This window comes from Pseudomonas sp. 13B_3.2_Bac1 (assembly GCF_025466205.1).
Classification (GTDB): Bacteria; Pseudomonadota; Gammaproteobacteria; order Pseudomonadales; family Pseudomonadaceae; genus Aquipseudomonas; species Aquipseudomonas fluorescens_H.
In genome coordinates this window covers 15,362-39,261 of the sequence record NZ_JANLOG010000029.1, presented here as the reverse complement: position 1 = coordinate 39,261, position 23,900 = coordinate 15,362, and the positions used below count along the sequence as shown (strand labels likewise).

General features: G+C 60.0%; 22 protein-coding genes and 1 pseudogene. 10 read left to right on the top strand and 13 right to left on the bottom strand.

Annotated elements, in window-relative coordinates:
* Positions 1-67: 67 nt before the first annotated feature.
* Positions 68-2,482, top strand: coding sequence for a TonB-dependent siderophore receptor (locus NTD85_RS04705; RefSeq protein ID WP_262141540.1), 2,415 nt, complete (start codon positions 68-70; stop codon positions 2,480-2,482).
* Positions 2,483-2,531: 49 nt separating this feature from the next.
* On the opposite strand, the gene paoC is transcribed toward NTD85_RS04705, so the two are convergent.
* The 4 genes from paoC to NTD85_RS04685 all read right to left on the bottom strand — a co-directional run bounded on the left by paoC (position 2,532) and on the right by NTD85_RS04685 (position 6,776).
* Positions 2,532-4,727, bottom strand: coding sequence for an aldehyde oxidoreductase molybdenum-binding subunit PaoC (paoC, locus tag NTD85_RS04700; RefSeq protein ID WP_262141539.1), 2,196 nt, complete (start codon positions 4,725-4,727; stop codon positions 2,532-2,534).
* Complete coding sequence (locus NTD85_RS04695; protein WP_262141538.1) at positions 4,724-5,680, bottom strand: FAD binding domain-containing protein; 957 nt, start codon at positions 5,678-5,680, stop codon at positions 4,724-4,726. The genes paoC and NTD85_RS04695 overlap by 4 nt, the downstream gene beginning before the upstream one ends.
* Complete coding sequence (paoA, locus tag NTD85_RS04690) at positions 5,677-6,300, bottom strand: aldehyde dehydrogenase iron-sulfur subunit PaoA (protein ID WP_103484837.1); 624 nt, start codon at positions 6,298-6,300, stop codon at positions 5,677-5,679. The genes NTD85_RS04695 and paoA overlap by 4 nt, the downstream gene beginning before the upstream one ends.
* Positions 6,301-6,503: 203 nt before the next feature.
* A complete protein-coding gene (locus NTD85_RS04685) occupies positions 6,504-6,776 on the bottom strand; it encodes a hypothetical protein (protein ID WP_003226119.1) in 273 nt (90 codons plus the stop codon).
* A gap of 280 nt (positions 6,777-7,056) precedes the next feature.
* Between NTD85_RS04685 and NTD85_RS04680 the strand changes: the two genes are divergently transcribed.
* Together NTD85_RS04680 and NTD85_RS04675 are read left to right on the top strand one after the other, a co-directional pair.
* Positions 7,057-8,136, top strand: coding sequence for a hypothetical protein (locus NTD85_RS04680; RefSeq protein ID WP_262141537.1), 1,080 nt, complete (start codon positions 7,057-7,059; stop codon positions 8,134-8,136).
* Between the two features lie 2 nt (positions 8,137-8,138).
* Positions 8,139-8,492 (top strand): DUF1428 domain-containing protein, encoded by a 354-nt coding sequence (locus NTD85_RS04675; RefSeq protein WP_262141536.1) that lies wholly within the window; start codon positions 8,139-8,141, stop codon positions 8,490-8,492.
* Between the two features lie 332 nt (positions 8,493-8,824).
* On the opposite strand, the pseudogene NTD85_RS04670 reads toward NTD85_RS04675, so the two are convergent.
* Positions 8,825-9,007: pseudogene (locus tag NTD85_RS04670) on the bottom strand (hypothetical protein); the annotation flags it as partial.
* Between the two features lie 105 nt (positions 9,008-9,112).
* On the opposite strand from NTD85_RS04670, the gene thpR reads away from it, so the two are divergent.
* Positions 9,113-9,652, top strand: a complete 540-nt coding sequence (gene thpR, locus NTD85_RS04665) for an RNA 2',3'-cyclic phosphodiesterase (RefSeq protein ID WP_135296114.1) — start codon at positions 9,113-9,115, stop codon at positions 9,650-9,652.
* Positions 9,653-9,901: 249 nt separating this feature from the next.
* On the opposite strand, the gene NTD85_RS04660 is transcribed toward thpR, so the two are convergent.
* From NTD85_RS04660 to NTD85_RS04640, 5 genes are all read right to left on the bottom strand, one after another.
* The gene (locus NTD85_RS04660; RefSeq protein WP_103486685.1) at positions 9,902-10,999 is read right to left on the bottom strand and encodes a polyamine ABC transporter substrate-binding protein; all 1,098 of its coding nucleotides are present in this window, start codon (positions 10,997-10,999) and stop codon (positions 9,902-9,904) included.
* A 167-nt stretch (positions 11,000-11,166) separates the two neighbouring features.
* Positions 11,167-12,042, bottom strand: coding sequence for an ABC transporter permease subunit (locus NTD85_RS04655; RefSeq protein WP_003226106.1), 876 nt, complete (start codon positions 12,040-12,042; stop codon positions 11,167-11,169).
* Positions 12,039-12,920 (bottom strand): ABC transporter permease subunit, encoded by an 882-nt coding sequence (locus NTD85_RS04650; RefSeq protein WP_371260449.1) that lies wholly within the window; start codon positions 12,918-12,920, stop codon positions 12,039-12,041. The genes NTD85_RS04655 and NTD85_RS04650 overlap by 4 nt, the downstream gene beginning before the upstream one ends.
* 29 nt (positions 12,921-12,949) lie before the next feature.
* Positions 12,950-14,092: an ABC transporter ATP-binding protein gene (locus NTD85_RS04645; protein ID WP_003226103.1), complete on the bottom strand. Its 1,143-nt coding sequence runs from the start codon at positions 14,090-14,092 to the stop codon at positions 12,950-12,952.
* A gap of 366 nt (positions 14,093-14,458) precedes the next feature.
* The gene (locus NTD85_RS04640) at positions 14,459-15,220 is read right to left on the bottom strand and encodes a gamma-glutamyl-gamma-aminobutyrate hydrolase family protein (protein WP_103486745.1); all 762 of its coding nucleotides are present in this window, start codon (positions 15,218-15,220) and stop codon (positions 14,459-14,461) included.
* A 282-nt stretch (positions 15,221-15,502) separates the two neighbouring features.
* On the opposite strand from NTD85_RS04640, the gene NTD85_RS04635 reads away from it, so the two are divergent.
* The 4 genes from NTD85_RS04635 to NTD85_RS04620 all read left to right on the top strand — a co-directional run bounded on the left by NTD85_RS04635 (position 15,503) and on the right by NTD85_RS04620 (position 20,814).
* The gene (locus NTD85_RS04635; protein ID WP_003226100.1) at positions 15,503-16,879 is read left to right on the top strand and encodes a glutamine synthetase family protein; all 1,377 of its coding nucleotides are present in this window, start codon (positions 15,503-15,505) and stop codon (positions 16,877-16,879) included.
* 164 nt (positions 16,880-17,043) lie between these two features.
* On the top strand, positions 17,044-18,534 hold the full coding sequence (locus NTD85_RS04630; protein WP_262141535.1) for an aldehyde dehydrogenase: 1,491 nt from the start codon (positions 17,044-17,046) through the stop codon (positions 18,532-18,534).
* Positions 18,535-18,585: 51 nt separating this feature from the next.
* Complete coding sequence (locus NTD85_RS04625; protein ID WP_262141534.1) at positions 18,586-19,869, top strand: NAD(P)/FAD-dependent oxidoreductase; 1,284 nt, start codon at positions 18,586-18,588, stop codon at positions 19,867-19,869.
* 396 nt (positions 19,870-20,265) lie between these two features.
* Positions 20,266-20,814: a cupin domain-containing protein gene (locus NTD85_RS04620; protein WP_003226097.1), complete on the top strand. Its 549-nt coding sequence runs from the start codon at positions 20,266-20,268 to the stop codon at positions 20,812-20,814.
* 118 nt (positions 20,815-20,932) lie between these two features.
* Here the strand turns inward: NTD85_RS04620 and NTD85_RS04615 are convergent, their stop codons facing one another.
* The 3 genes from NTD85_RS04615 to NTD85_RS04605 all read right to left on the bottom strand — a co-directional run bounded on the left by NTD85_RS04615 (position 20,933) and on the right by NTD85_RS04605 (position 22,296).
* The gene (locus NTD85_RS04615) at positions 20,933-21,466 is read right to left on the bottom strand and encodes a hypothetical protein (RefSeq protein ID WP_262141533.1); all 534 of its coding nucleotides are present in this window, start codon (positions 21,464-21,466) and stop codon (positions 20,933-20,935) included.
* A 106-nt stretch (positions 21,467-21,572) separates the two neighbouring features.
* Positions 21,573-21,797, bottom strand: coding sequence for a hypothetical protein (locus NTD85_RS04610; RefSeq protein ID WP_262141532.1), 225 nt, complete (start codon positions 21,795-21,797; stop codon positions 21,573-21,575).
* A 211-nt stretch (positions 21,798-22,008) separates the two neighbouring features.
* Positions 22,009-22,296: a fructose-bisphosphate aldolase gene (locus NTD85_RS04605; RefSeq protein WP_262141531.1), complete on the bottom strand. Its 288-nt coding sequence runs from the start codon at positions 22,294-22,296 to the stop codon at positions 22,009-22,011.
* Between the two features lie 592 nt (positions 22,297-22,888).
* On the opposite strand from NTD85_RS04605, the gene NTD85_RS04600 reads away from it, so the two are divergent.
* Together NTD85_RS04600 and NTD85_RS04595 are read left to right on the top strand one after the other, a co-directional pair.
* Complete coding sequence (locus tag NTD85_RS04600; RefSeq protein ID WP_262141530.1) at positions 22,889-23,314, top strand: hypothetical protein; 426 nt, start codon at positions 22,889-22,891, stop codon at positions 23,312-23,314.
* A gap of 70 nt (positions 23,315-23,384) precedes the next feature.
* Complete coding sequence (locus tag NTD85_RS04595) at positions 23,385-23,798, top strand: hypothetical protein (RefSeq protein ID WP_103521496.1); 414 nt, start codon at positions 23,385-23,387, stop codon at positions 23,796-23,798.
* Positions 23,799-23,900: the final 102 nt, after the last annotated feature.

Genomic DNA, 23,900 nt, shown 5'->3' with positions numbered 1-23,900 from the left:
CACTGTCCCTTTCCCGAACTCCCCCGTCATGGCCTGAGAAACCAAAACAACTTCCAGGAATTCATCCATGACCCGCCCCGTTGTCCGGCTGCATCCACTCGCTGCCGCGCTGTTTCCGATCTTTCTCGCCGGTGCCGCGCTGCCGGCGGTCGCTGACGACGCCAGTGTCGCCCAGAGCCGCGTGCAAACCTTCGCGGTACCGGCCGGTGACCTGAGCGTGGCTCTGAGTACGTTGGCCGAGCAGGCTGGGGTGGCGCAGGCGTTCGATCCGGCGCTGACCCGTGGCAAGCAGACCCCGGGCCTGAACGGTCGCTACACCCTGGAAATGGCGCTGGCGCGGCTGCTCAGTGGCAGCGGTCTGGAAGCCGTGCAGGTCGGTTCGACTTACCGCTTGCAGGCATTGCCGTCGGGGGCCGGCCAGGTGCAACTCGACAGTCTGTCGATCAGTGCGCCGGAAGTGGTCGATGGACCGTTCGGGCCGGTTGACGGCTACGTCGCGCAGAACAGCATCAGCGCGACCAAGACCGGCACGCCGATCCACGAAACCCCGCAATCGATTTCGGTCATCACCCGCGAGCGAATGGAAGCGCAAGGCGTGCAGTCGGTGAACGAAGCGTTGCGTTACACCCCGGGCGTGTCGAGCTACGGCGCCAACAATCGTTCGGACTGGTACACAGTGATTCGCGGTTTCTCGCCGACCACTTACCTCGACAGCCTGCAACTGCCGACCACCATCAACCTGGCGAGCTGGATGGTCGATCCGTACATGCTCGAACGCGTTGAAGTGCTGCGTGGCCCGGCCGGCGTGCTCTACGGGCAAGGTGATCCTGGTGGCGTGATCAACCAGGTGTCCAAGCGTCCGAGCGCGGTGGCAGCCAACGAAGTCGGCGTGCAGTACGGCACCGATGCGCGCAAGCAGATCAACTTCGACAGCACCGGCCCGCTCGACGATCAGGGCGTGTGGTCGTACCGCATGGTCGGCGTGCTGCGCGATCAGGACATCAAGGACACCCCGTGGCAGGACAAACGCCAGGCGCTGGCGCCGTCGATTACCTTCGCGCCGGACGACGACACCCGCTTCACCTTGCTGGCCAGTTATCTGTACGACGACAGCAACTCCGGAGACGGTTTCTATCCGTCGGCTGGCACCATCGACTACAACCCCAACGGCCACATCAAGCGCAACATCTTTGAGGCCGACAAAGACTTCCAGAAGTACGAAAAGCGCCAGTACTCATTCGGTTATGAATTCTCCAAACGCCTGAGCGAAACCTGGCAAGTGCGGCAGAATCTGCGTTATTCGCACCTCGATCTGAACGACAACATGATCTACGGCGGCGGCTTCCAGGAAGGCTCGCTGACGACCATCGACCGTTGGGCCGGCATCGCCGACTTCACCTACAAACGCTGGACCGTGGACAATCAGGCGCAGGCCGATTTCAGCGTTGGCGGCATCGATCACACGGTGCTGCTGGGTCTGGATTACCAGCATCAGGATGCCACCGACAAAGAGGTCTATGCCCTCGCGGCACCGGTCAATGCGTATAACCCGGTATTCGTGCCGTTCGACCGTTCGGTGTTCAACGACCCGGACAAAAGTTACCCGAGCAACATCGATTCGACTTTGAATCAGACCGGTCTGTACCTGCAGGATCAGTTGAAATTCGACGACCACTGGCGCCTGACCCTCAGCGGTCGCTATGACTGGGCCACCAGCGAAACCCAGGATCATCTGGCACACACCACGACCAACCAGAAAGATGAAGCCTTCAGCGGCCGTGCCGGTCTGGTGTATCTGGCGGACAACGGCCTGGCGCCGTACGTCAGTTACTCCACCGCGTTCACCCCGAACGCCGGTCTGGATGCCAACGGCAAACCGTTCGACCCCACCGAGGCCAAGCAGTACGAAGCCGGGATCAAGTTCGCGCCCAAGGACACCAACGCTTCGGTGACCGCCGCAGTGTTCCAGATCACCCAGACCAACGTGCTGACGCCCGGCCCGGTCAACCCGAATTACTCGGTGCAGACCGGTGAAATCCGCTCCCGAGGTTTCGAGCTGGAAGGCACGGCCAGCATGAGCCGTGAGCTGGACGTGATCGCCAGTTACACCTATCAGGACGTGAAGATCACCAAGGCCAATGACGTCAGCGAAGGCAAGACCCCGACGTTCATCCCGATCCCGCGCAACATGGCGTCGCTGTGGGGCGACTACACCTTCCATGACGGCTGGTTGAAGAACTTCGGTCTTGGCGCTGGGGTACGTTATGTCGGACGCAATCCGGGAGCGGCGGACAACTCGCTGAACATCCCGTCGTACACCGTGTTCGATGCCTCGGCGCACTATGTGACCGGGCCGTGGAAACTGGCGCTGAACGTCACCAACCTGACCAACGACGACTACATCTCCGGTTGCTACGACGCGACCCGTTGCCTGTATGGCAATCCGCGCACCGCAGTGGCATCGGCGACGTATCGCTGGTGATGGAGAACGCCCCTCTCTGCGCAGGGAGGGGCGATTCTGTGCAGCTGCTTCAGATCATCGGCGGCAACGAAGAGAGGATCTTGTCCAGCGTAATCGGATACTCGCGCACCCGCGCCCCGGTGGCGTTGTAGATCGCATTCGCCACCGCCGCGCTCACACCACAAATCCCCAGTTCCCCCACGCCCTTGGCTTTCATCGGTGAAGAAATCGGGTCGGTCTCGTCGAGGAAAATAACCTCCTGATGCGGGATGTCGGCATGCACCGGCACCTCGTATCCGGCCAGATCGTGATTGACGAAAAAGCCCAAGCGCTTGTCCACCGCCAGCTCCTCCATCAACGCTGCGCCAACGCCCATGGTCATCGCGCCGATCACCTGGCTGCGCGCGGCTGTCGGGTTGAGAATCCGTCCCGCCGCGCACACCGCAAGCATGCGTCGCACGCGGACTTCACCGGTAGCAGCATCCACCGCCACTTCGACGAAATGCGCACCGAAAGTCGACTGTTGATACTGCTTGGCAAGGTCGGCGAACTCGATGCTGTCCTCAGCCACGACGGCGCCATTTTTTGCGGCGTCACGCAGCGGCAGGGTCTTGCCGGCGGCGCTTACCTGACCGTCGGCGAACTCGACGTCACCCCCGGTCATGCCCAGCTTCGTCGCCACTGCTTCGCGCAGTTTCATGCACGCGGCATAGACCCCGGCGGTCGAGCAGTTGGCGCCGAACTGGCCGCCGGAGCCGGATGACACCGGGAAGGTTGAATCGCCCAGACGCACGGTCACATCCGCCAGCGGCACGCCCATCATCTCGGCGGCCGTCTGGGCGATGATGGTGTAGCTGCCGGTGCCGATATCGGTCATGTCGGTTTCCACCGAGACCTTGCCATCGTGCTCCAGCCGCACCCGCGCGCCGGACTTGAGCAACAGGTTATTGCGGATCGCTGCCGCGACGCCCATGCCGATCAGCCAGCGACCTTCGCGACGGCTGCCGGGTGTCGCGTTGCGCTGGTTCCAGGCGAATTTTTCCGCGCCGGTCTGCAGGCATTCGATCAGTCGCCGCTGGGAGAACGGGCGCTCGGTTTTCACCGGATCGACCTGCGTGTCGTTGAGGATGCGGAACTGCACCGGGTCGAGCTTGAGCTGCTCGGCCATCTCGTCCATGGCGATTTCCAGCGCCATCAGCCCCGGTGCTTCACCCGGCGCGCGCATGGAGTTGCCCTCGGGCAAATCCAGTGGCGCCCGGCGCATGGTCACCCGGCGATTTTCCCCGGCATAAAGCAACTGGCTCGGCTGCGCGGCGACTTCAACCTTGCCGTCCTTGAGGTTGCCCGACCAGCCTTCGTGGGCGATGGCGCTGAGTTTGCCGTCCGCCGTCGCACCCAGGCGAATGCGCTGGATCGTGGCCGGGCGGTGGGTGGTGTTGTTGGCCATTTGCGGGCGAGCGAGAGCAACTTTCACCGGGCGATTGGCCAGGCGCGCACCGAGAGCGGCGAGAATCGCGTCCGCACGAATGAACAGTTTGCCGCCGAAGCCACCGCCAATGTACGGCGAGATCAGGCGTACGTTTTCCTTGGGCAGGCCAAGGGTGGTGGCGACGTCGCCGACGCTCCAGGCGATCATCTGGTTGGACGTCCACAAGGTCAGTTGATCGCCTTTCCACGCGGCAAGGGTCGCGTGCGGTTCCATCATCGCGTGGGACTGGTCGGGTGTGGTGTAGGTCTGGTCGAACTGCACCGGCGCGGCGGCGAAAGCCGAGTCGAAATCGCCGTGGGTGACGTCGGGCAACTCGTCGTCTTCGACACCTTGGTCGCGCACGTTGGCCAGCTCGAATTCGCCTTTGGCCGTGACATAGTCGACCTTGACCAGTTGCGCCGCGGCACGGGCCTGTTCGAAGGTCTCGGCGACCACCAGTGCCACAGCCTGGTGATAGTGCTGCACCTCGGAATCGGCGAGCAGCGGCGCCGAGTTGTATTTGCCTTTGCCGAGCTTGCCGGCATTCGCGGCGGTGACGATAGCCAGCACGCCGGGCGCGGCTTCGGCAGCGTCGAGGTCGATATGGCTGATGTGGCCCTTGGCGATGGCCGAGCCGACCATGAAACCGTAAGCCTGATTCGCCACGGCCTCGTGCTGCTCATAGGCATAAGGTGCCTGACCGCTGGTTTTCAGCGGGCCTTCAACGCGGTCGGTGGGTTTGCCGATCACCTTCAACTGGTCGATCGGATTGGTGGTGGCGGGCGTGTCGAATTTCATGCCTCGTCCCTCGCTTGCGCCAACACCGAGCCGAGCGTGCGCTCGACCAGGGTCAGTTTGAATTGGTTGTCGTGGGTCGGCGTGGCGCCGTCGAGCAGGCGTTCGCTGACGGCTTTTGCGCCTTTAGGCAGCAATGCTTCGGCGGCTTCGACCCGCCACGGTTTCGGCGCGATGCCACCCACCGCCACACGGCCGCTGCCGTCCTTGTGCAGGATCAGACCGACCGACACCAGCGCAAAGGCATAGGAGGAGCGATCGCGCACCTTGTGATAAATGTGCGTGCCGCCAACCGGGGCGGGCAGGGTTACCGAAGTGATGAACTCGCCGGGCGTGAGGCTGGTTTCGATGTTCGGCGTGTTGCCCGGCAACTGATGAAAATCGGCGATGGCGATGCTGCGCGTGCTGCCGTCGGGTTTGACCGTTTCAATCTGTGCATCGAGAGCGCGCATGGCAATCGCCATGTCGCTCGGGTGGGTGGCGATGCAGGCGTCGCTGACGCCGATCAGCCCCAGTTGGCGACTGACCCCGCCAATCGCCGCGCAGCCACTGCCTGGCTGGCGTTTGTTGCAGGCCTGATTGACGTCATAAAAGTACGGGCAACGGGTGCGTTGCAGCAGGTTGCCGGCGGTGCTCGCCATGTTGCGTAACTGGCCCGAGGCTCCGGCGAGCAAGGCGCGGGAGAGCAGGGCGTAGTCCTTGCGCACGCGGCTGTCGGCTGCCAGATCGGTGTTGCGCACCAGTGCGCCGATGCGCAATCCGCCTTCAGGTGTGGCTTCGATTTGATCAAGGCCCAGATGGTTGATGTCGATCAGGTGCAGCGGGGTTTCGATGTCGAGTTTCATCAGGTCCAGCAGGTTGGTGCCACCGGCGATGAACTTCGCACCGTCGACCTGCGCCGCCTGTGCTGCGGCTGCGGCGGGGGAGTCGGCGCGGCTGTAATTGAACGCTCTCATGCCGGCACCTCCGCGACTTCAGTGATGGCTTCGATGATGTTCGAGTAGGCGCCGCAACGGCAGATGTTGCCGCTCATGCGCTCCTGGAATTCGCTGGCGATCAATTGTGGAGCTTCGGTCAGGCTCGGGCTGACGTGGCTGGGAATGCCATCGCGAATTTCCTTGAGCACTGCCACCGCCGAACAGATCTGCCCCGGCGTGCAATAGCCGCACTGGTAACCGTCGTGCTTGATGAACGCGGCCTGCATCGGATGCAGTGCGTCGGGCATGCCGAGGCCTTCTATGGTGGTGATTTCGCTGCCGTCTTGCATCACCGCCAGGGTCAGGCAGGCATTGATCCGGCGCCCATCGGCGATCACCGTGCAGGCACCGCACTGGCCGTGATCGCAGCCTTTTTTGCTGCCGGTCAGGTGCAGGTGTTCGCGCAGGGCGTCGAGCAGGGTGGTGCGGTTGTCGACTTCCAGGGATTGCGGTTTACCGTTGACTTGAATCGTCACTTTACTCATGGCCGATTGCTCCAGATTGGCCGCATAGGCCTTGAGGCTGATGAAGGGCGGCATGGCAAACGCCACGGCCGTTACGGCGCCCAGGATCAGAAATTTGCGTCTGGAAAGCGTCATGCTTCAATTCCTCTCTATCAGGCGGCAGGGTATTGAATGACCCAAACGGGCGCGCCGGCATGTTTGCCAGTCTCATTTCAAGACTGACCCATGATCAGAGGAAAAGGTTTTTGCGGATTTTCGCTATAGAGTTATGCGAAGGGCTCATGAATTAAAAGCCCCTGCAGAAGCAGCCTTTGGCATTTTCTGCAGGGGAAGGGCAATTAAAAGTGAGCGCTCGCCCGGACGCTGGAATGCGCAGGCGCGGTGGCCTCGAGATCCAGCAAATGGGTGGCGAGTATGTCGCTCAGAAAGCGGAACTGATCGTTGATGCCGACCACTTCATTGCTGAAGTGATTGCTCGCGGCGGGCATCAGCACATCGTCGAAATCTTCGTTGAACAGCAGCGCTTGGGTCTTGCGGGAGACAACCTGCTGGTCGTAGTAGTTGCTGCCGAACACCGGGAAGCTCACGGAGAGGGTGATGGTGCGAATCATGATGGGTACTCCTCGTTGCGTCTCGGATGGGTGAATCGTGCCTCTGCCGGCTGGCGGGCGGAAGGCAATCGTGGCGATGGTGAATATCGACGGCGTTGATGGTCAGGTTCTTTCAGCGGGACTGATGGCCTCATCGCGAGCAGGTTCGCTCCCACATGGGAGCGCATTTCAAAGTGGGAGCGAGCCTGCTCGCTGGGCCAGCCTGGCCACAACCGATAAATGGCCCAATACCCGCACCTATACTCAAATCTGTTTTCCTCCATTCAAGGACTCCACCACCGTGAACCTGCGTGCGCTGAGCGTCGCCGCACTGTTGCTGCTGGCAGGCTGTTCCTCCTCGGCGCGGGCCCCGGTGACGCCGCCTGCCGTGGTGGTTTCACCCGCCACCTGGCAGCAAATCGACCGCGACATCGTCAGCGCCTCGCAGCAGTCCACCGAGCAGGTCAGGGTGTTTGCCCAAGGTTCGATGGAACATTGGCGTATTCGCGTCTATGAGCAAACTGAAGAAAATTTCATTCCGTGGTTCAGCAGCTACTGGACCCAGGAATGGCTGTCGATGAAAGTCAGTTGGTACACCATCAGCGCCAGCGGCGAGCAGGATGCGTCGACCAAGCGCCTGGCGACCTATCTGCTTGAGCAATATCAGAAAAGAGTGCTGGCGCCGGTGGCGGTAGAGATCGATCCGGACGCGATCCTCGGTCAGGCCACGGCGTTTTATGCGCAGTTGATGGCCAAGCAAATGCCACTCATCGCCCAGCGTTACGGTGTGCCGGTGGCCCAGCTCTACGGGCACCTGCAGAAAGTCCCGGCCATTGCCCTGGGGCCGCCGCCCGCACGGGATGCTTCGCTGTATCAGATCGTCAGCACCGAACCGCTGAACACGCTGCCGGCGTATGCCGCACTGATCGACAAGATTCACACCGAGGGCGGCAGCAAGGGCATCGCTGGAACCGACGCTGGCATGGCGCCGGTCGCCAAGCGCGCCAGCCAGCGGATGGAAGCGGAGATGGCCCCGCGCGGGGCGGCGAGTGCCGTGGCGGCTGCGGCGGGCAAGTTGGTCGGCGGGGTGATCTCGATCGGTGTGGCGGGCATCCGCGCGATCATCCAGGCCAGTGACCGGCCCGACAGCGAAGCGCTGATTCGCAGCAGCCTGGGCAGCACGTTCGACAAGGCCTGGCTGAAACTGTTGCAGAACCCGACCACCGGGGTCATGGCCGGTACGCTGCATATCGCCGGGCAGGTCGAAGGCAGCCTCGGCGGGGCAGAGCAACCGTCGGTCGGACTGGGCGTCAACCGTGTCGAATGGCGGCCGCCGGAATCGACTACCCAGCAGATCGAACCCAACGTGCAAGGAGATTGATCATGGCTTACATCGATATTTTTGTAGCACCTGTGCCGACTGCCAATCGCGAACAGTACAAAAAACACTGTGAGATCGCCGCGAAACTGTTCAAGGAATTCGGCGCCCTAAGCGTGGTGGAATGCTGGGGCGATGACGTGCCGGACGGCAAGCTCACCTCGTTTCCGATGGCGGTAAAACTCAAGGAAGGTGAAACCGTGGCGTCAGGCTGGCTGATCTGGCCGGACAAAGCCACCCGCGATGCCGGCATGGCGAAAATGATGGAAGACCCACGCATGAAACCCGATATCAACCCGATGCCGTTTGACGGGCAGCGGATGATCTATGGCGGTTTCACCAATCTCCTCGAACCCTGAGACCACTGCAAGGCCATAGTGGGAGTGAGCCTGCTCGCGATGGCGGTGTGTCAGTCAGCGGGTTTGCAAAATGTGCCGGCCTCTTCGCGGGCAAGCCACGCTCCCACAGGGTTTTGCGGAGGGCGACGATCATGGGCACGCCACAAATCCAGTGTGGGAGCGGGCTTGCTCGCGAAATCGGTGTGTCAGGCAATGTGAGGCTGAATGTGCGGACGCTTTCGCGGGCAAGCCACGCTCCCACAGGGTTTTGCGGATGGCGACGATCATGGGCACGCCACAAATCCAGTGTGGGAGCAGGCTTGCTCCCACATGGGAGGGTGATCACTCTGGGGGGGGGTGATCCGGCAGCTTTTGCGGTTGCGGATTTGCTCTTCCGTTGGCCGCTCGTGGACGAATTCGAAACGCGGTTCGCCCTCGCTGTAATGCACCAGCCAGCCCCATTCCAGCTCGCTTTCATCCTGCCCGGGGGAGGGTGGTCGGGCCCACCACGGTTCTTTGCTGAGGATCTCGCGCATGGCGACCTCCGGTTCGATGGCAATCCTTGAACTATAGCCGGGTGTCGCCAGTCGTCAGAGAAGGCTGTGTAGAATCGGCCGATCGACGAGCGAAGGAGCAGGGCCATGACCGATGATGCGCGCAGGGATGAACCGTTCAAGCGACTGTTTTTCGCCCTCGACTGCCCGCCACCGCAACGCAAGGCCATTGCCCAGTGGCGCGGCGAGCTGGGGTTGCGCACCGGCAAAGCGGTGCCGGCGGATAACTTTCACCTGACGCTGCTGTTTCTCGGTGCCGTACCGCTGGCGCAGATCCATGAAGTCTGCGAAGCCGCTGGCAAGGTGCGCACGCCGGGTGAGCCGTTACGGATTGCGCTGGATCGTCTGCAGGTTTGGCATCGCGCCGGGATTCTGTCTTTGGCGCCGGAGCAGGCCCCACCGGGTTTGTTGCGCCTGGTGTATGCGCTGGAGCAGGCGATGCTGCCGTTCGGCTTCGAAGAATCACCACGCGAGTTTCGCCCGCACCTGACCCTGGCCCGTGACTATCGAACAGAGGCGCCGGAGGCCACTACGCCGCCGGAGTTTTTCCTGCGCGCCGAGCGCTTTGCCTTGTTCGAATCGCACAAGGGCCGCTACCGGATTCTGCAGGATTGGCCATTGAATTGAGCGCAGAAAAAAAGGCGCCCGAGGGCGCCTGAAATTCACCTGAGCCGAGGGAGCCAGGTGAGGCCGTTCATTGCAGGGTGCAGCGGTGGTAAGGCGCTGCGTGAACGGGAAATCAATGATTCTGCGAGTGAACACCGACCCTGTGGGAGCGAGCTTGCTCGCGAAGGCGTCGGCTCATTCAACATCTGTATGGCTTGATCCACCGCTTTCGCGAGCAAGCTCGCTCCCACATTTGGATCTGCGCTTGGCCTATTTACCGAGCTTCACCCGGGTCCAGCCGCGAGTCATGATTCGCTGGGTGGCAATCGGTTGATCCGGCACCGCATACAACGTCGCCATCACTGCCTGCGACGGATACGAACCCGGGTCGTTGCGGATCGCTTCGTCCACCAGCGGCGTCGCCGCCGAGTTGGCGTTGCTGTAGCCGTTGCTGTTGGTGATCTCGGCGATGATGTCCGGGCGCATCAGGAAGTTCATGAACAGGTACGCATTGTCGACGTTCGCCGCATCGCGCGGGATCGCGACCATGTCGTAGAAACTGCCGGCGCCTTCCTTCGGAATGCTGTAGTCGATCTGCACCTTGTTGCCGGCTTCCACCGCGCGGGCCTTGGCCTGCAGCACGTCACCGGAGTAACCGACCGCCACGCAGATATTGCCGTTGGCCAGGTCCGAGATGTACTTCGAGGAATGGAAGTACGCCACGTACGGGCGGATCTTCATGAACAGTGCTTCGGCTTCGAGGATGTGCGCCTTGTCCTTGTCGTTCACCGGGTAGCCCAGGTAGTGCAGGGCGGCCGGGATCATCTCGGTCGGCGAGTCGAGGAAGCTGATGCCGCACGCCTTCAGTTTCTCGGCGTTTTCCGGTTTGAACAGCAAGTCCCAGGAGTTGGTCGGGGCATTGGCACCGAGCACTTCCTTGACCTTGGCCGGGTTGAAACCGATGCCGATCGAGCCCCACATGTACGGGAACGCGTGGGCGTTGTCCGGATCACTGGCGGCAGCGTTTTTCAGCAGCACCGGGTTGAGATTTTTCCAGTTCGACAGTTTCGATTTGTCGAGCGGCTGGTAGACCCCGGCCTTGATCTGCTTGGCCAGGAAACTGTTGGACGGCACGACGATGTCGTAGCCGGATTTGCCCGCCAGCAAACGCGCCTCAAGGGTTTCGTTGCTGTCGAACACGTCGTAGGTCACCTGGATACCGGTCTCGTCTTCGAACTTCTTGACGGTGTCCGGCGCGATGTAATCGGACCAGTTGTAAACACGCAGCACCTTGTCGTTGGCCTGGACGCCCGTGGCGATTGCGCCCATTAAGGACAGTGTCAGCAGAGTCCTGCCAAACATTTTCATCGGTACAACTCCATTCTTTTTATTCAAAAACACACATCGGGTGTACATAAAGCCTGTGGCGAGGGAGCTTGCTCCCGCTGGGCTGCGAAGCAGCCCCAAAAATCTTGTGAGCGCTACGCACTCAAGCGGGAGCAAGCTCCCTCGCCACAGTTGTTCATCGGTGCTGCTTAGGCAGTGGCGGCGCGTTGCGGCTGCTGCCACGACTCATTCGCTGTCTGATCCATCGCTTCCTGAATCGCCTTCTTGCGGTTGGCTTCTGCCTTGCGGCCGAAGTACCAGACCAGGAAGGTCACCAGCGACACCGCCAGCAGAATCAGGCTGGCCACCGCGTTGATCTCAGGCTTCACGCCCAGACGCACCGCCGAGAACACTTCCATCGGCAGCGTGGTCGAGCCCGGGCCGGAGACGAAGCTCGCCAGTACCAGGTCATCCAGCGACAGGGCGAACGACATCATCCCGCCCGCTGCCAGCGACGGCGCGATCATTGGAATGGTGATCAGGAAAAACACCTTGAACGGCTTGGCCCCCAGATCCATCGCGGCTTCTTCGATCGACAGATCCAGTTCACGCAGGCGGGCGGAGACTACCACCGCTACATAGGCGGCACAAAACGTGGTGTGGGCGATCCAGATCGTGACGATGCCACGCTCCTGCGGCCAGCCGATCAACTGCGCCATCGCCACGAACAGCAGCAACAGCGACAGACCGGTGATCACCTCAGGCATCACCAGTGGCGCGGTGACCAGACCGCCAAACAGCGTGCGACCCTTGAAGCGCGTCACCCGCGTCAGCACGAACGCGGCGAGGGTGCCCAGCGCCACTGCAGCAATGGCGGTGTAGCAGGCGATTTCCAGCGAGCGCACCACCGAGCCCATCAGTTGGGTGTTGTCGAGCAGGCCGACGTACCACTTCACCGACCAGCCGCCCCACACCGTCACCAGTTTCGAGGCGTTGAACGAGTAGATCACCAGAATCAGCATCGGCAGATAAATGAACATCAGGCCGAAGATCAACATGAACTTGGAAAAACCGAAGCGTTTCATCCCCGTGCCTCCATCTCTTTGGCCTGGCTGCGGTTGAACAGCAGAATCGGCACAATCAGGATCAACAGCATCACCACCGCCAGCGCAGACGCCACCGGCCAGTCGCGGTTATTGAAGAACTCTTGCCACAGCACGCGACCGATCATCAGCGTCTCCGGGCCACCCAGCAGTTCCGGGATCACGAACTCACCGACCACCGGAATGAACACCAGCATGCAGCCGGCAATAATCCCGTTCTTGGCCAGCGGCACGGTGATTTTCCAGAAGTTGTTGAAGTTGCTCGAACCCAGATCCGACGCGGCTTCCAGCAGGCTGCCGTCGTGCTTCACCAGGTTGGCGTACAGCGGCAGCACCATGAATGGCAGGTACGCATACACCACGCCGATATACACGGCGGTGTTGGTGTTGAGGATCTCGATCGGGTGATCGGTGAGCCCGGTCCACATCAGAAACGCGTTGAGCAGACCGTTGTTGCTGAGGATGCCCATCCACGCGTAAACGCGGATCAGGATCGCGGTCCAGGTCGGCATCATGATCAACAGCAGCAGGACGTTTTGCGCTTCCTTGCTCGCCTTGGTGATCGCATAGGCCATCGGGAAACCGATCACCAGGCACATCATCGTGCTCAGCGCCGCGACTTTCAGCGAACCGAGGTAGGCCGACAGGTACAGCTCGTCTTCGCCGAGCATGGTGTAGTTGCCGATGTTCAGCATCAGCTGGAATTTCTGTTCGGCGTAGGTGTAGATCTCCGAGTACGGCGGGATCGACAGCGCGGCTTCCGAGAAGCTGATCTTCATCACCAGGAAAAACGGCAACATGAAGAACAGGAACAGCCAGATGAACGGGATACCGATGACGAACTTTCGCCCGCTGGGCACCAGGCGCAGGAATTGCTGATTGAAGGTTCTCATGAGCGCAGTACCACGCCGCTGTCGTCTTCCCACCACACGTAGACCTTGTCGTCCCAGGTCGGACGCGCGCCACGGCGTTCGGCGTTGGCCATGAACGACTGGACGATCTTGCCGCCCGGCAGCTCGACGTAGAACACCGAGTGGCCGCCGAGGTAGGCGATGTCATGCACCTTGCCTTCGGACCAGTTGTAGCGGACTTCGGGTTTGATGGTGCTGACGAGCATTTTTTCCGGACGGATCGCGTAGGTGATCGACTTGTCCTGCACCGACGTGCTGACGCCGTGGCCGACGTAAATCTTCTGTTGCAGGTCCGGGCTGTGGATGATCGCGTGACCTTCAAGGTCTTCCACCACGGTGCCGTCGAAGGCGTTCACGTTGCCGATGAATTCGCAGACCATTCTGCTGACCGGCGCTTCATAGATGTCCACCGGGCTGCCGATCTGGGCGATCCAGCCCAGGTGCATGATCGCGATGCGCTCGGCCATGGTCATGGCCTCTTCCTGGTCGTGGGTCACCATCACGCAGGTCACGCCGACGCGCTCGATGATTTGCACCAGCTCCAGCTGCATCTGCGAACGCAGTTTTTTATCCAGTGCACCCATCGGTTCGTCGAGCAGCAACAGCTTCGGACGCTTGGCCAACGAGCGGGCGAGGGCAACGCGCTGGCGCTGGCCGCCGGACAGCTGATGGGGTTTGCGTTTGGCGTATTGGGTCATGTGCACCAGGCGCAGCATCTCTTCGACGCGGGCGTCGATTTCGCTTGCCGGCAAACGGTCCTGCTTGAGGCCGAAGGCAATGTTCTGCGCCACGGTCATGTGCGGGAACAGCGCGTATGACTGGAACATCATATTGATCGGCCGCTCGTACGGCGGCATGTCGGTGATGTCCACACCGTCGAGCAGAATCCGCCCTTCGGTCGGGCGCTCGAAACCGGCGAGCATGCGCAGCAGGGTCGATTTGCCCGAACCGGAGCCACCGAGCAGGGCAAAGATTTCGCCCTGGTGGATCTCCAGGGACACATCGTCCACTGCCGTGGTTTCGTCGAACTTCTTGGTGACACGATCGACTTTCACCAGAACCTTTTTCGGTTGCTGGTGGCCTTCAAGTGCCTTCCGGTAAGTGCTGGAGGCGTTTGCCATGTGAAACTCCCAACAGGTTTCGTTCGCTCGGCCAACGTGGCCGGGCTTAAGTGGATTGCAAGCCTGTAAGCGCATTTCCTGTCGGATCACTTTCCCCTGTGGGAGCGGGCTTGCTCGCGAAGACGTCGTGTCAGTCGACATCGTTGTTACCTGACACAGCGCTTTCGCGAGCAAGCCCGCTCCCACAGGGTTTTGCGTCCTGACGGGCACTGCTCCTACGATCCGGCTTGGTCGGCGCCGCCGTCCTGGCTGCCTGGGTCGTACTTGTTGTTATTACGGTTTGTTGTTTTCACGGATGACGGATGCGCACACGCGCAACCGCCGACCCCGTGGGGGCAGTAAACAGTTTTGAAATCCTGGGTTGAGTCAGCGCTGGTTGCGTCGCGCCGCCCGTTGCCGGCAAGCCTCGCCGAACGCCTGGAAAATCCGCAGGTAGTTCGGGTTGTCCAGCACCTGCCATTCCGGGTGCCACTGCACGCCGAGGGCGAAGGTCGGGCTGTGCTCGACCGAGATCGCCTCGATCAGGCCATCCGGCGCCACCGCTTCGGCACGCAGGCCGGGCGCGAGGCGGTCGATGCCCTGACTGTGAATCGAGTTGACCTGGAACTCGCGGGGCAACTCCAGCGCCTCGAACACACCGCCAGCGAGCACGCTCACGGCATGCGCCGGTGCGTACTGCACGGCCACGTCCGGGCTGTCGGCTTCGCGGTGATCGAGCATGCCCGGCAGCTCATGCACTTTCTGGTGCAGGCTGCCGCCGAAGGCTACGTTCATTTCCTGGAAACCACGGCAGATGCCGAGTACCGGAACGCCCGCCGCAATGGCTGCACGCAATAGAGGAAGGGTGGTGGCGTCCCGCGCCGGATCGTGATCCGTGCCGGGTTCGCTGGCCGGGCCTTGATAGTGGAAGGGTTCCACGTTCGAGGGCGAGCCGGTCAGCAACAGACCGTCGAGTTGACCGAGCAGGTCTTCGATTTCAGTCAGTTTGCCAAGGGAAGGAATGACCACCGGCAACCCCAGCGCCGCAACGCTGACAGCGCGAACGTATTTGTCGCCGCTGATGTGATAGGGGTGCAGGCCAATCTGTTTGACGCACGCAGTAACGCCGATCAATGGCTTGAATGCCATTTTTATTCACCTCGAAGTTTGACACTTGAACGAGCTTTTCCGGAGCTTAGCCTCGTTGATTTTAATTAACAACTGCCATGTAAAAAATTCTAAACGCCGTTCATCAAATCTTCATGATTCCCGGCCTTGTGGCGCCTGCATTGGCACGTAAGTGTTAAAAAAAGCCCGAAAAATAAACGCTGAGCGGCCAGGTGTTCGCTATTGACTTCACTTTGCCTTTCGGATTGACTGGCTCGGCGAAACAGCAGTGAACATAATAATTAACAGCTAAATAGGTGCATCATGTCGGTCCCTCTGCGTACCGTTCAACTCAACGAAGCAAACGCATTCCTTAAGAAATATCCTGAGGTTTTGTACGTCGACCTTCTGATTGCGGATATGAACGGTGTGGTGCGCGGCAAGCGCATCGAACGCACCAGCCTCCACAAGGTTTACGAGAAAGGCATCAACCTGCCGGCCTCTCTTTTTGCTCTGGATATCAATGGCTCCACGGTGGAAAGCACCGGCCTGGGTCTGGACATCGGCGACGCCGACCGCATCTGCTACCCGATCCCGGGCACCCTGAGCATCGAGCCGTGGCAGAAGCGTCCTACCGCACAATTGCTGATGACCATGCACGAGATCGAAGGCGAGCCGTTCTTCGCCGATCCGCGTGAAGTGCTGGCCAACGTCGTGCGCAAGTTCGATGAACTGGGCCTGACCATCTGCGCCGCGTTCGAACTGGAGTTCTACCTGATCGACCAGGACAACGTGAACGGCCGTCCGCAGTCGCCACGTTCGCCGGTCTCCGGCAAGCGCCCGGTGTCGACTCAGGTGTATCTGATCGACGATCTCGACGAATACGTCGACTGCCTGCAAGACATCCTCGAAGGCGCGAAAGAGCAGGGCATTCCGGCTGACGCCATCGTCAAGGAAAGCGCCCCGGCGCAATTCGAAGTCAACCTGCATCACGTCTCCGACCCGATCAAGGCCTGCGACTACGCGGTGTTGCTCAAGCGTCTGGTGAAGAACATCGCCTACGACCACGAGATGGACACCACCTTCATGGCCAAGCCGTATCCGGGCCAGGCGGGTAACGGTCTGCACGTGCACATTTCGATCCTGGACAAAGAAGGCAACAACATCTTCGCCAGCGAGGATCCCGAGCAGAACGCCGCACTGCGACACGCGATCGGCGGTGTGCTGGAGACCCTGCCTGCGCAAATGGCCTTCCTCTGCCCGAACGTCAACTCGTACCGCCGTTTTGGTGCGCAGTTCTACGTGCCGAACTCGCCGAGCTGGGGTATCGACAACCGCACCGTTGCAGTCCGTGTGCCAACCGGTTCGGCCGACGCCGTGCGCATCGAGCATCGTGTTGCCGGCGCCGACGCCAACCCGTACCTGCTGATGGCCTCGGTGCTGGCCGGTATTCACCACGGCCTGACCAACCAGATCGAGCCAGGCGCGCCCGTTGAAGGCAACAGCTACGAGCAGAACGAACAGAGCCTGCCGAACAACCTGCGCGACGCGTTGCGCGAGCTGGACGACAGCGAAGTCATGGCCCGCTACATCGACCCGATGTACATCGACGTGTTCGTCGCGTGCAAGGAAAGCGAGCTGGCCGAGTTCGAAAACTCGATCTCTGACCTTGAGTACAACTGGTATCTGCATACGGTCTGACGCTCAAGCGCGATCCCGTTAACACCGCAAAACCCTGTGGGAGCGGGCTTGCCTGCGAAGAGGCCATCACCTTCAACATTGAAGGTGACTGACCCACCGTATTCGCGAGCAAGCTCGCTCCCACAGGGATATCGGTCACCAATTCTCCTGTGTGAGTCACCCCCATGACCATGACCCGCAACGACTGGGAACAACGCTTCCAGTCCCTGACCATCGAATCCCGCGCGTTCATCAACGGTGAATATCGCCCGGCGATCAGTGGCGCCACCTTCGAATGCCTGAGCCCCGTCGATGGCCGTTTCCTCGCCTCCGTGGCCAGCACCGATGAAGCCGACGCCAACCTCGCCGTCGAAGTCGCGCGCCAATCGTTCAACTCCGGCGTGTGGGCCAACAAAGCCCCGGCCGAGCGCAAACGCATCCTGATCCGCTTCGCTGATCTGATCCTGCAACACCAGGAAGAACTGGCGCTGCTGGAAACCCTCGACATGGGCAAACCGATCAGCGACTCGATGAGCATCGACATCCCGGCGACCGCCAACGCGATCCGCTGGAGCGCCGAAGCCATCGACAAGATCTACGATGAAGTTGCCGCCACGCCGCACGATCAACTCGGTCTGGTGACCCGCGAGCCATCCGGCGTAGTCGCCGCCATCGTGCCGTGGAACTTCCCGCTGATCATGGCCAGTTGGAAGTTCGCCCCAGCGCTGGCGGCGGGCAACTCGTTCATTCTCAAGCCTTCGGAAAAGTCGCCACTGACCGCGATTCGCATCGCGCAGTTGGCACTGGACGCGGGCATCCCGAAAGGCGTGTTCAACGTGCTGCCGGGCTTCGGCCACACCGTGGGCAAGGCGCTGGCGCTGCACATGGACGTCGACGTGCTGGCCTTCACTGGCTCCACGGCGATTGCCAAGCAGTTGATGATTTATGCCGGCCAAAGCAACATGAAACGCGTCTGGCTCGAAGCCGGTGGCAAGAGCCCGAACGTGGTGTTCGCCGACGCCCCGGACTTGCGCGCGGCAGCCCAGGCTGCGGCCGGCGCCATCGCTTTCAACCAGGGCGAAGTGTGCACCGCCGGTTCGCGTCTGCTGGTCGAACGTTCGATCCGCGAGCAATTCATTCCGCTGCTGGTGGAAGCGCTGCAAGCTTGGAAACCGGGGCACGCACTGGATCCCGCGACCACCGTCGGCGCGGTGGTTGATCAGCGTCAACTGGACAACGTGCTGCGCTACATCAGCATCGGTCGCGAGCAGGGCGCCGAGTTGATCGCCGGCGGCCAGCGTACCCTCGAAGAAACCGGTGGCCTCTATGTGCAACCGGCGATCTTCGATGGCGTAACCAATGCGATGACCATCGCCCGCGAAGAAATCTTCGGCCCGGTGCTGTCGCTGATCACCTTCGACACCGTTGAAGAAGCGCTGCAGATCGCCAACGACAGCATCTTCGGTCTCGCCGCCGGCGTCTGGACCAGCAACCTGAGCAAGGCGCACACCTTCGCCCGTGGCCTGCGCGCCGGCAGCGTCTGGGTCAATCAGTACGACGGCGGCGACATGACCGCGCCGTTCGGTGGGTTCAAACAGTCGGGCAACGGTCGCGACAAATCGCTGCACGCGTTCGACAAGTACACCGAGCTGAAAGCGACCTGGATCAAGCTCTAACTCTTTTACAACGGTGGTCGCTCCTACGGGCGACCCTCGGAGAACAATAAAATGAAGCAACAACACGTCAACAGCTACTACGCCGCCACCCGCAACGAAGTCATCGACTTCCCGACCCTTGAAGAGTCGGTCGAGTGCGATGTCTGCATCATCGGCGCCGGCTACACCGGCCTGTCCTCGGCGCTGTTCCTCACCGAAGCCGGCTACAAAGTGACGGTGCTGGAAGCGGCGAAAGTCGGCTATGGCGCCAGCGGTCGCAACGGCGGGCAACTGGTCAACTCTTACAGCCGCGACGTCGATGTGATCGAAGAACGCTACGGCGACAAGACGGCAGAAATCCTCGGCAGCATGATCTTCGAAGGCGCCGACATCATCCGTTCGCGGATCAAGGAATACGACATCAAATGCGACTACCGCCCGGGCGGCATCTTCGCAGCGATGAACAAGAAACAACTCAACGGTCTGGCTGAGCAGAAGCGCAGCTGGGAACGTTACGGCAACAAAAACCTGAAGATGCTCGACGCCGCTGACATTCGTCGCGAAGTCGGCTCCGACGCCTACGTTGGCGGCCTGCTGGACATGCAGGGCGGTCACGTGCATCCGCTGAACCTGGCCCTCGGTGAAGCCGCGGCCATCGTGCGCCTGGACGGCAAGATCTACGAGCAATCGGCTGCCGTGGAGATCAAATACGGCGAGCCGAACGTCGTGCGTACCGCCAAAGGCCAGGTGCGTGCCAAGTACCTGCTGATCGCCGGCAACGCCTACCTGCCGCAAGGTCTGGACAACCGCGTGACCGCTAAAAGCATGCCCTGCGGCTCGCAGATCGTCGTCACCGAGCCACTGACCGAGAAGCAGGCGCGCAGCCTGATCACCAACAACTACTGCGTCGAAGACTGCAACTACCTGCTGGATTACTACCGTCTCACGGCCGACAACCGTTTGCTCTACGGCGGCGGTGTGGTCTACGGCGCACGCGAGCCGGATGACATCGAACAGTTGATCCGCCCGAAGATCCTCAAGACCTTCCCGCAGCTCAAAGACGTCAAAATCGATTACCGCTGGACCGGCAACTTCCTGCTGACCATGTCACGCATGCCGCAATTCGGCCGCATCGAGAAAAACGCCTACTACATGCAGGGCTACAGCGGCCACGGCGTCACTTGCTCGCACCTGGCCGGCAAACTGATCTCGGAGATGATCCGCGGCGACGCCGAACGCTTCGACGCGTTCGCCTCGCTGCCGCACATGCCAATGATCGGCGGCCGCACCTTCTCCGCCCCATTGACCGCCCTCGGCGCCGTCTACTACTCGCTGCGCGACCGCTTCGGCATCTAGGTTACCTCCCCGGCGGCGGTCCCCAAGACCCCGCCGGTTTTTTAATGCTGTAGCAACACCGCCGATGGCGGCCTGACGACCGCTACCAAGCCAAATGACACAAAACAGATCCAACTGTGGGAGCGGGCTTGCTCGCGAAGGGGCCAGTTCAGCCAACGCACATGTCGTCTGACACAGCGCTTTCGCGAGCAGGCTCGCTCCCACAGTGACTGTATTACCAAGGCCAGAAGGACTTTTATCCCACCGTCCATCGAACCTGCTGAGCAACACCGGCAAACGTGATTTAATAGCCGCCTTTCACGGTTCCGGGACACGGGAGCAACGTGATCCGCGCGCCTTGCGCGGCACCCGCCACCCACCCCCATTGCCCTTAAGTACTACTCACATAAGGCTGTCATGGATACGGGTTCTCGACTCAAACTAGTACGCGAAAGCTACAAACTCTCCCAGCGCGAGCTCGCCCGGCGTAGCGGCGTGACCAATGCCACCATCTCCCTGATCGAACAGAATCGCGTCAGCCCCTCCGTCAGCTCTCTGAAAAAGCTGCTCGAAGGCATCCCCATGTCCCTGGCCGACTTCTTCACCTTCGACCAGCCCCCGCGCGAACACCAATACGTCTTCCGCGCCAACGAACAACCCGACCTCGGCCGACACGGCCTGCGCCTGCTCCTCATCGGCGCCTCGGTTCCCAGCCGCCAGATGCGCTTGCTGCGCGAGCAATACGCACCGGGCGCGAGTTCGGGGGAAGAGCCGATTGTGCATGCGGAAGGTGAGGAGTGTGGCTTGGTAACCCGTGGCACGGTGGAGTTGACCGTGGATGGGCAGGTGAGTGTGCTGAATGCGGGGGATGGGTATTACTTTCCGACGACGTTGCCGCATAAGTTTCGGAATATCGGGGCGGATGAGGCGGAAATTATTAGTGCGAATACGCCGGCGAATTTTTGAGGGTGTTGAAAGCTTTTTGTGGCATTCAGTGTGGTACAGGATGATTGGGGGCACTGAGGTGTCTATGTTACGAGGCGCCAAGTCTATGTCTATACTAGACTTGGCGTGTAACTAATTTTTATAATTCAGGCAAAGCTTTGAGAGTCTGTGAAATCGTCGCCCCGCAACGTTGGGCTGCACTGACGGCATTTTGTTTGAATGTTGTTGCGTTAGTGGGCAAAGAAGTTGGTGTGGTCGTATGCGCAATAGCAATAGGTAGAGTAACAGTTAAGTAGTCTTTGTAGTTTTTCCAGTACTCTGCAGCGTCGATATCAATGGAGCTGAAAACGGATTTGGCTTTTGGAAAGTAGAGAGTTAATGCCATCATTACTTCGGCGATGTTCTCGTTGGCGCTATCGTAGTTGTCGTTGAAGTCTTTTATCGCGCTGGGCCCTGACGCCATGTCGAGCTTGGTGATAGAAAGTTTTTTAGTTAACAAATATAGATTTTTTACGGTGTTTTCGCGCTTCTCGCGCCGGTTTGCCTCAGCCTCTCGGTTCGTGTCGTCTTCAGCCTTTTTTGTGGCTAATCGGATATTTATCCAGTTAGTCACCGTCATGACAATAAGGGCAGCACAGAATGAAATGAGGCCAGCTTGAATTCTAACGTCCATTTTTCACTACTTTTAATCGATATGTTAGGGGGGCGATATTGTTACAGGTCGGAATAGTAATGTATTTAAAATAAGGCCAGATTCTTCGGATCTGGCCTCGATTTTCTCAGTTGGCGAACTCTCTTGCGATGTTCTCTAAATGCTGTTGTGCTTTCTGGATAATTGCGGGAGCGCAACTCATGCAAATATTCAGACGATGACCAGGAACCTTTTCGTAAGCAAAATGTTTTTCGCCTTTCGAGATTGCATGTTCGCTGCTGACATCGCACTTGCGATTGCCTTCGCTGATCTCAAAACGAAAGTCATTAATGATGTTGCGAGTCTGTGCCATGTTCATCTCCTTGAACGTGTGTTTTAGCGCCTCACTGCTGGCGCCAAGCCAGCATGCCACAAAGAACCGTGCGCGGGATAGGCGAAAGGGCGAAGACTGTGAGTTGCAAGCCGCTTGGTCATGAGGCACCTCGGGGGTGTCGCCGTTCTGCGGCAACGCTGCGCTAGATTATTTATTTATCAGTGTCGATACAGTCGGCAGAATTATTTCATTAGCCGACTGCATCAAACCCCCGTTGCTCAATAACCCGAAACACATCACTCACATCCTGTACTAGGATCCTGGCGATGTTGGTGACGGTGTTGATGTCGTGTTCAGCGTAGTCGGGGAGACTGGTGCAGGCGATGAGGTCAAGGTATTTGAGGACGGCGTTGAGGCGTTCGGCGAGGCAGGCGTGGAGTTCACGCAATGGGGCATCGGCATCGATCAGGAGGACAGGGCGGTCGGTGGCGGGGTGGGACATGTGCGCGTAACGGTGGAGCGTTTTTTTGATCGTCATGGGTTGCACTCTTCAATGGGTCGGGAAGTGCCACCTTTCTGCTGCGAAACAAATGGGTGGCAGCTGTATGCGGGTTCGCAGACCGGAGAAGAGTCAAACCGGCAGACCCGAAGGTCTCCCACACACAGCCGCCATAAAATGAAGCGGTGGCGGATTTTGCCACAGTTGTCATTTAGCGGTGTGTGTCACTTCTGAGGGCTGCGAAACCCATCGCTGACTGCGGTCAGCGACAGCCCCACTCTAGTCAGCCATTTCAGCCACCACAACCGACCTGTAAGACGCCAACCCAACCCTGTGGCGAGGGAGCTTGCTCCCGCTCGGCGACGCAGTCGGCGTATTCCGGCGCATGCGGTGGACCTGGAGAAAAGGACTGGCCGGTTTTGGGGCTGCTTCGCAGTCCAGCGGGAGCAAGCTCCCTCGCCACAGGTGGTGTTTTCCTACCCATTTTTCAGACTCAAAAATCTGCGCTGATCTTGTTTGCCTGTTTGAACTTTCCTCAAAAACGATGTCAATTTGATGGCGTGTCGCGACGCTCATTGAGAATGGATCAAGCAGTGCCAGGCTGATTCCTGGCAACCCAGGGAAGTGTGTGATGAGACTATTACTCGCCATGTTGTTGATGTTCAGCAGCTACACGTTCGCCAGTTGCGGCAACATCGATGACCACGATCAGCGGGCCTATTGCAATGCCAGGGAGAGCGGCAGCAGTTGCGGCAATATCGACAATCACGATATGCGGGCGGCGTGTAACGCGGAGATGGGCGGCAGTTCCTGCGGCAACATTGACGACCATGACCAGCGCGCCTACTGCAACGCCAAAAAGAGCGGCAGCAGTTGCGGCAATATCGATGATCACGACTTGCGTGCGCGGTGCAACGCGGAGCAGGGCGGCAGTTCTTGCGGGAACATCGATGACCATGATCAACGAGCTTATTGCAATGCCACGAACGGCGGCGGCAGTTGCGGGAATATTGGCGACCATGACCTGCGCACCCGGTGCGAAGCCATGAAACGTTGAAGCAATAAATCGCTCAGTGATTGCATCAAGCAGTGCCAGGCTGTTTCCTGGCAATCCAGGGAAGTGTGAGATGAAACTTATTCTTGCGATGTTGTTGCTGTTCAGCGGCTACGTTTCCGCCAGTTGTTCCAGCATCAATGATCACGACAAACGCAGTTATTGCCAGGCCAGGCAGGAAGGCAGCAGCTGTTCTTCCATCGGCGACCACGACCTGCGTTCGGCCTGCGAAGCGGAGAAAGGCAGTTCGTGTTCAAGCATCGGCGATCATGACCAGCGTGCTTATTGCGAGGCCAAAAAGGGTAGTAGTTGTTCGTCCATTGGCGACCATGACATGCGCTCGGCCTGCGAAGCGGAGAAAGGCAGTTCTTGTTCAAGCATTGGTGATCATGACCAACGTGCCTTTTGTGAAGCGAAGAAAGGCAGTAGTTGTTCGTCAATCGGCGATCATGATCTGCGCAATCAATGCGAAGCCATGAAGCGCTGACCCGTCGGCCTGAATCCAAACGCAAAAAAGGGACACCCAACGGTGTCCCTTTTTTCTGGGCGGCTGAAACGCAATTCCCGGACTGCCCAGTCAAACTTTTCA

What these genes read in the sequence shown, in the direction of transcription:
- NTD85_RS04705 (WP_262141540.1), top strand. Translation starts at nt 68, where the DNA reads ATGACCCGCCCCGTTGTCCGGCTGCATCCACTCGCTGCCGCGCTGTTT.
- paoC (WP_262141539.1), bottom strand. Translation starts at nt 4,727, where the DNA reads ATGAAATTCGACACGCCCGCCACCACCAATCCGATCGACCAGTTGAAG.
- NTD85_RS04695 (WP_262141538.1), bottom strand. Translation starts at nt 5,680, where the DNA reads ATGAGAGCGTTCAATTACAGCCGCGCCGACTCCCCCGCCGCAGCCGCA.
- paoA (WP_103484837.1), bottom strand. Translation starts at nt 6,300, where the DNA reads ATGACGCTTTCCAGACGCAAATTTCTGATCCTGGGCGCCGTAACGGCC.
- NTD85_RS04685 (WP_003226119.1), bottom strand. Translation starts at nt 6,776, where the DNA reads ATGATTCGCACCATCACCCTCTCCGTGAGCTTCCCGGTGTTCGGCAGC.
- NTD85_RS04675 (WP_262141536.1), top strand. Translation starts at nt 8,139, where the DNA reads ATGGCTTACATCGATATTTTTGTAGCACCTGTGCCGACTGCCAATCGC.
- thpR (WP_135296114.1), top strand. Translation starts at nt 9,113, where the DNA reads ATGACCGATGATGCGCGCAGGGATGAACCGTTCAAGCGACTGTTTTTC.
- NTD85_RS04660 (WP_103486685.1), bottom strand. Translation starts at nt 10,999, where the DNA reads ATGAAAATGTTTGGCAGGACTCTGCTGACACTGTCCTTAATGGGCGCA.
- NTD85_RS04655 (WP_003226106.1), bottom strand. Translation starts at nt 12,042, where the DNA reads ATGAAACGCTTCGGTTTTTCCAAGTTCATGTTGATCTTCGGCCTGATG.
- NTD85_RS04645 (WP_003226103.1), bottom strand. Translation starts at nt 14,092, where the DNA reads ATGGCAAACGCCTCCAGCACTTACCGGAAGGCACTTGAAGGCCACCAG.
- NTD85_RS04640 (WP_103486745.1), bottom strand. Translation starts at nt 15,220, where the DNA reads ATGGCATTCAAGCCATTGATCGGCGTTACTGCGTGCGTCAAACAGATT.
- NTD85_RS04635 (WP_003226100.1), top strand. Translation starts at nt 15,503, where the DNA reads ATGTCGGTCCCTCTGCGTACCGTTCAACTCAACGAAGCAAACGCATTC.
- NTD85_RS04630 (WP_262141535.1), top strand. Translation starts at nt 17,044, where the DNA reads ATGACCATGACCCGCAACGACTGGGAACAACGCTTCCAGTCCCTGACC.
- NTD85_RS04625 (WP_262141534.1), top strand. Translation starts at nt 18,586, where the DNA reads ATGAAGCAACAACACGTCAACAGCTACTACGCCGCCACCCGCAACGAA.
- NTD85_RS04620 (WP_003226097.1), top strand. Translation starts at nt 20,266, where the DNA reads ATGGATACGGGTTCTCGACTCAAACTAGTACGCGAAAGCTACAAACTC.
- NTD85_RS04615 (WP_262141533.1), bottom strand. Translation starts at nt 21,466, where the DNA reads ATGGACGTTAGAATTCAAGCTGGCCTCATTTCATTCTGTGCTGCCCTT.
- NTD85_RS04610 (WP_262141532.1), bottom strand. Translation starts at nt 21,797, where the DNA reads ATGGCACAGACTCGCAACATCATTAATGACTTTCGTTTTGAGATCAGC.
- NTD85_RS04605 (WP_262141531.1), bottom strand. Translation starts at nt 22,296, where the DNA reads ATGACGATCAAAAAAACGCTCCACCGTTACGCGCACATGTCCCACCCC.
- NTD85_RS04600 (WP_262141530.1), top strand. Translation starts at nt 22,889, where the DNA reads ATGAGACTATTACTCGCCATGTTGTTGATGTTCAGCAGCTACACGTTC.
- NTD85_RS04595 (WP_103521496.1), top strand. Translation starts at nt 23,385, where the DNA reads ATGAAACTTATTCTTGCGATGTTGTTGCTGTTCAGCGGCTACGTTTCC.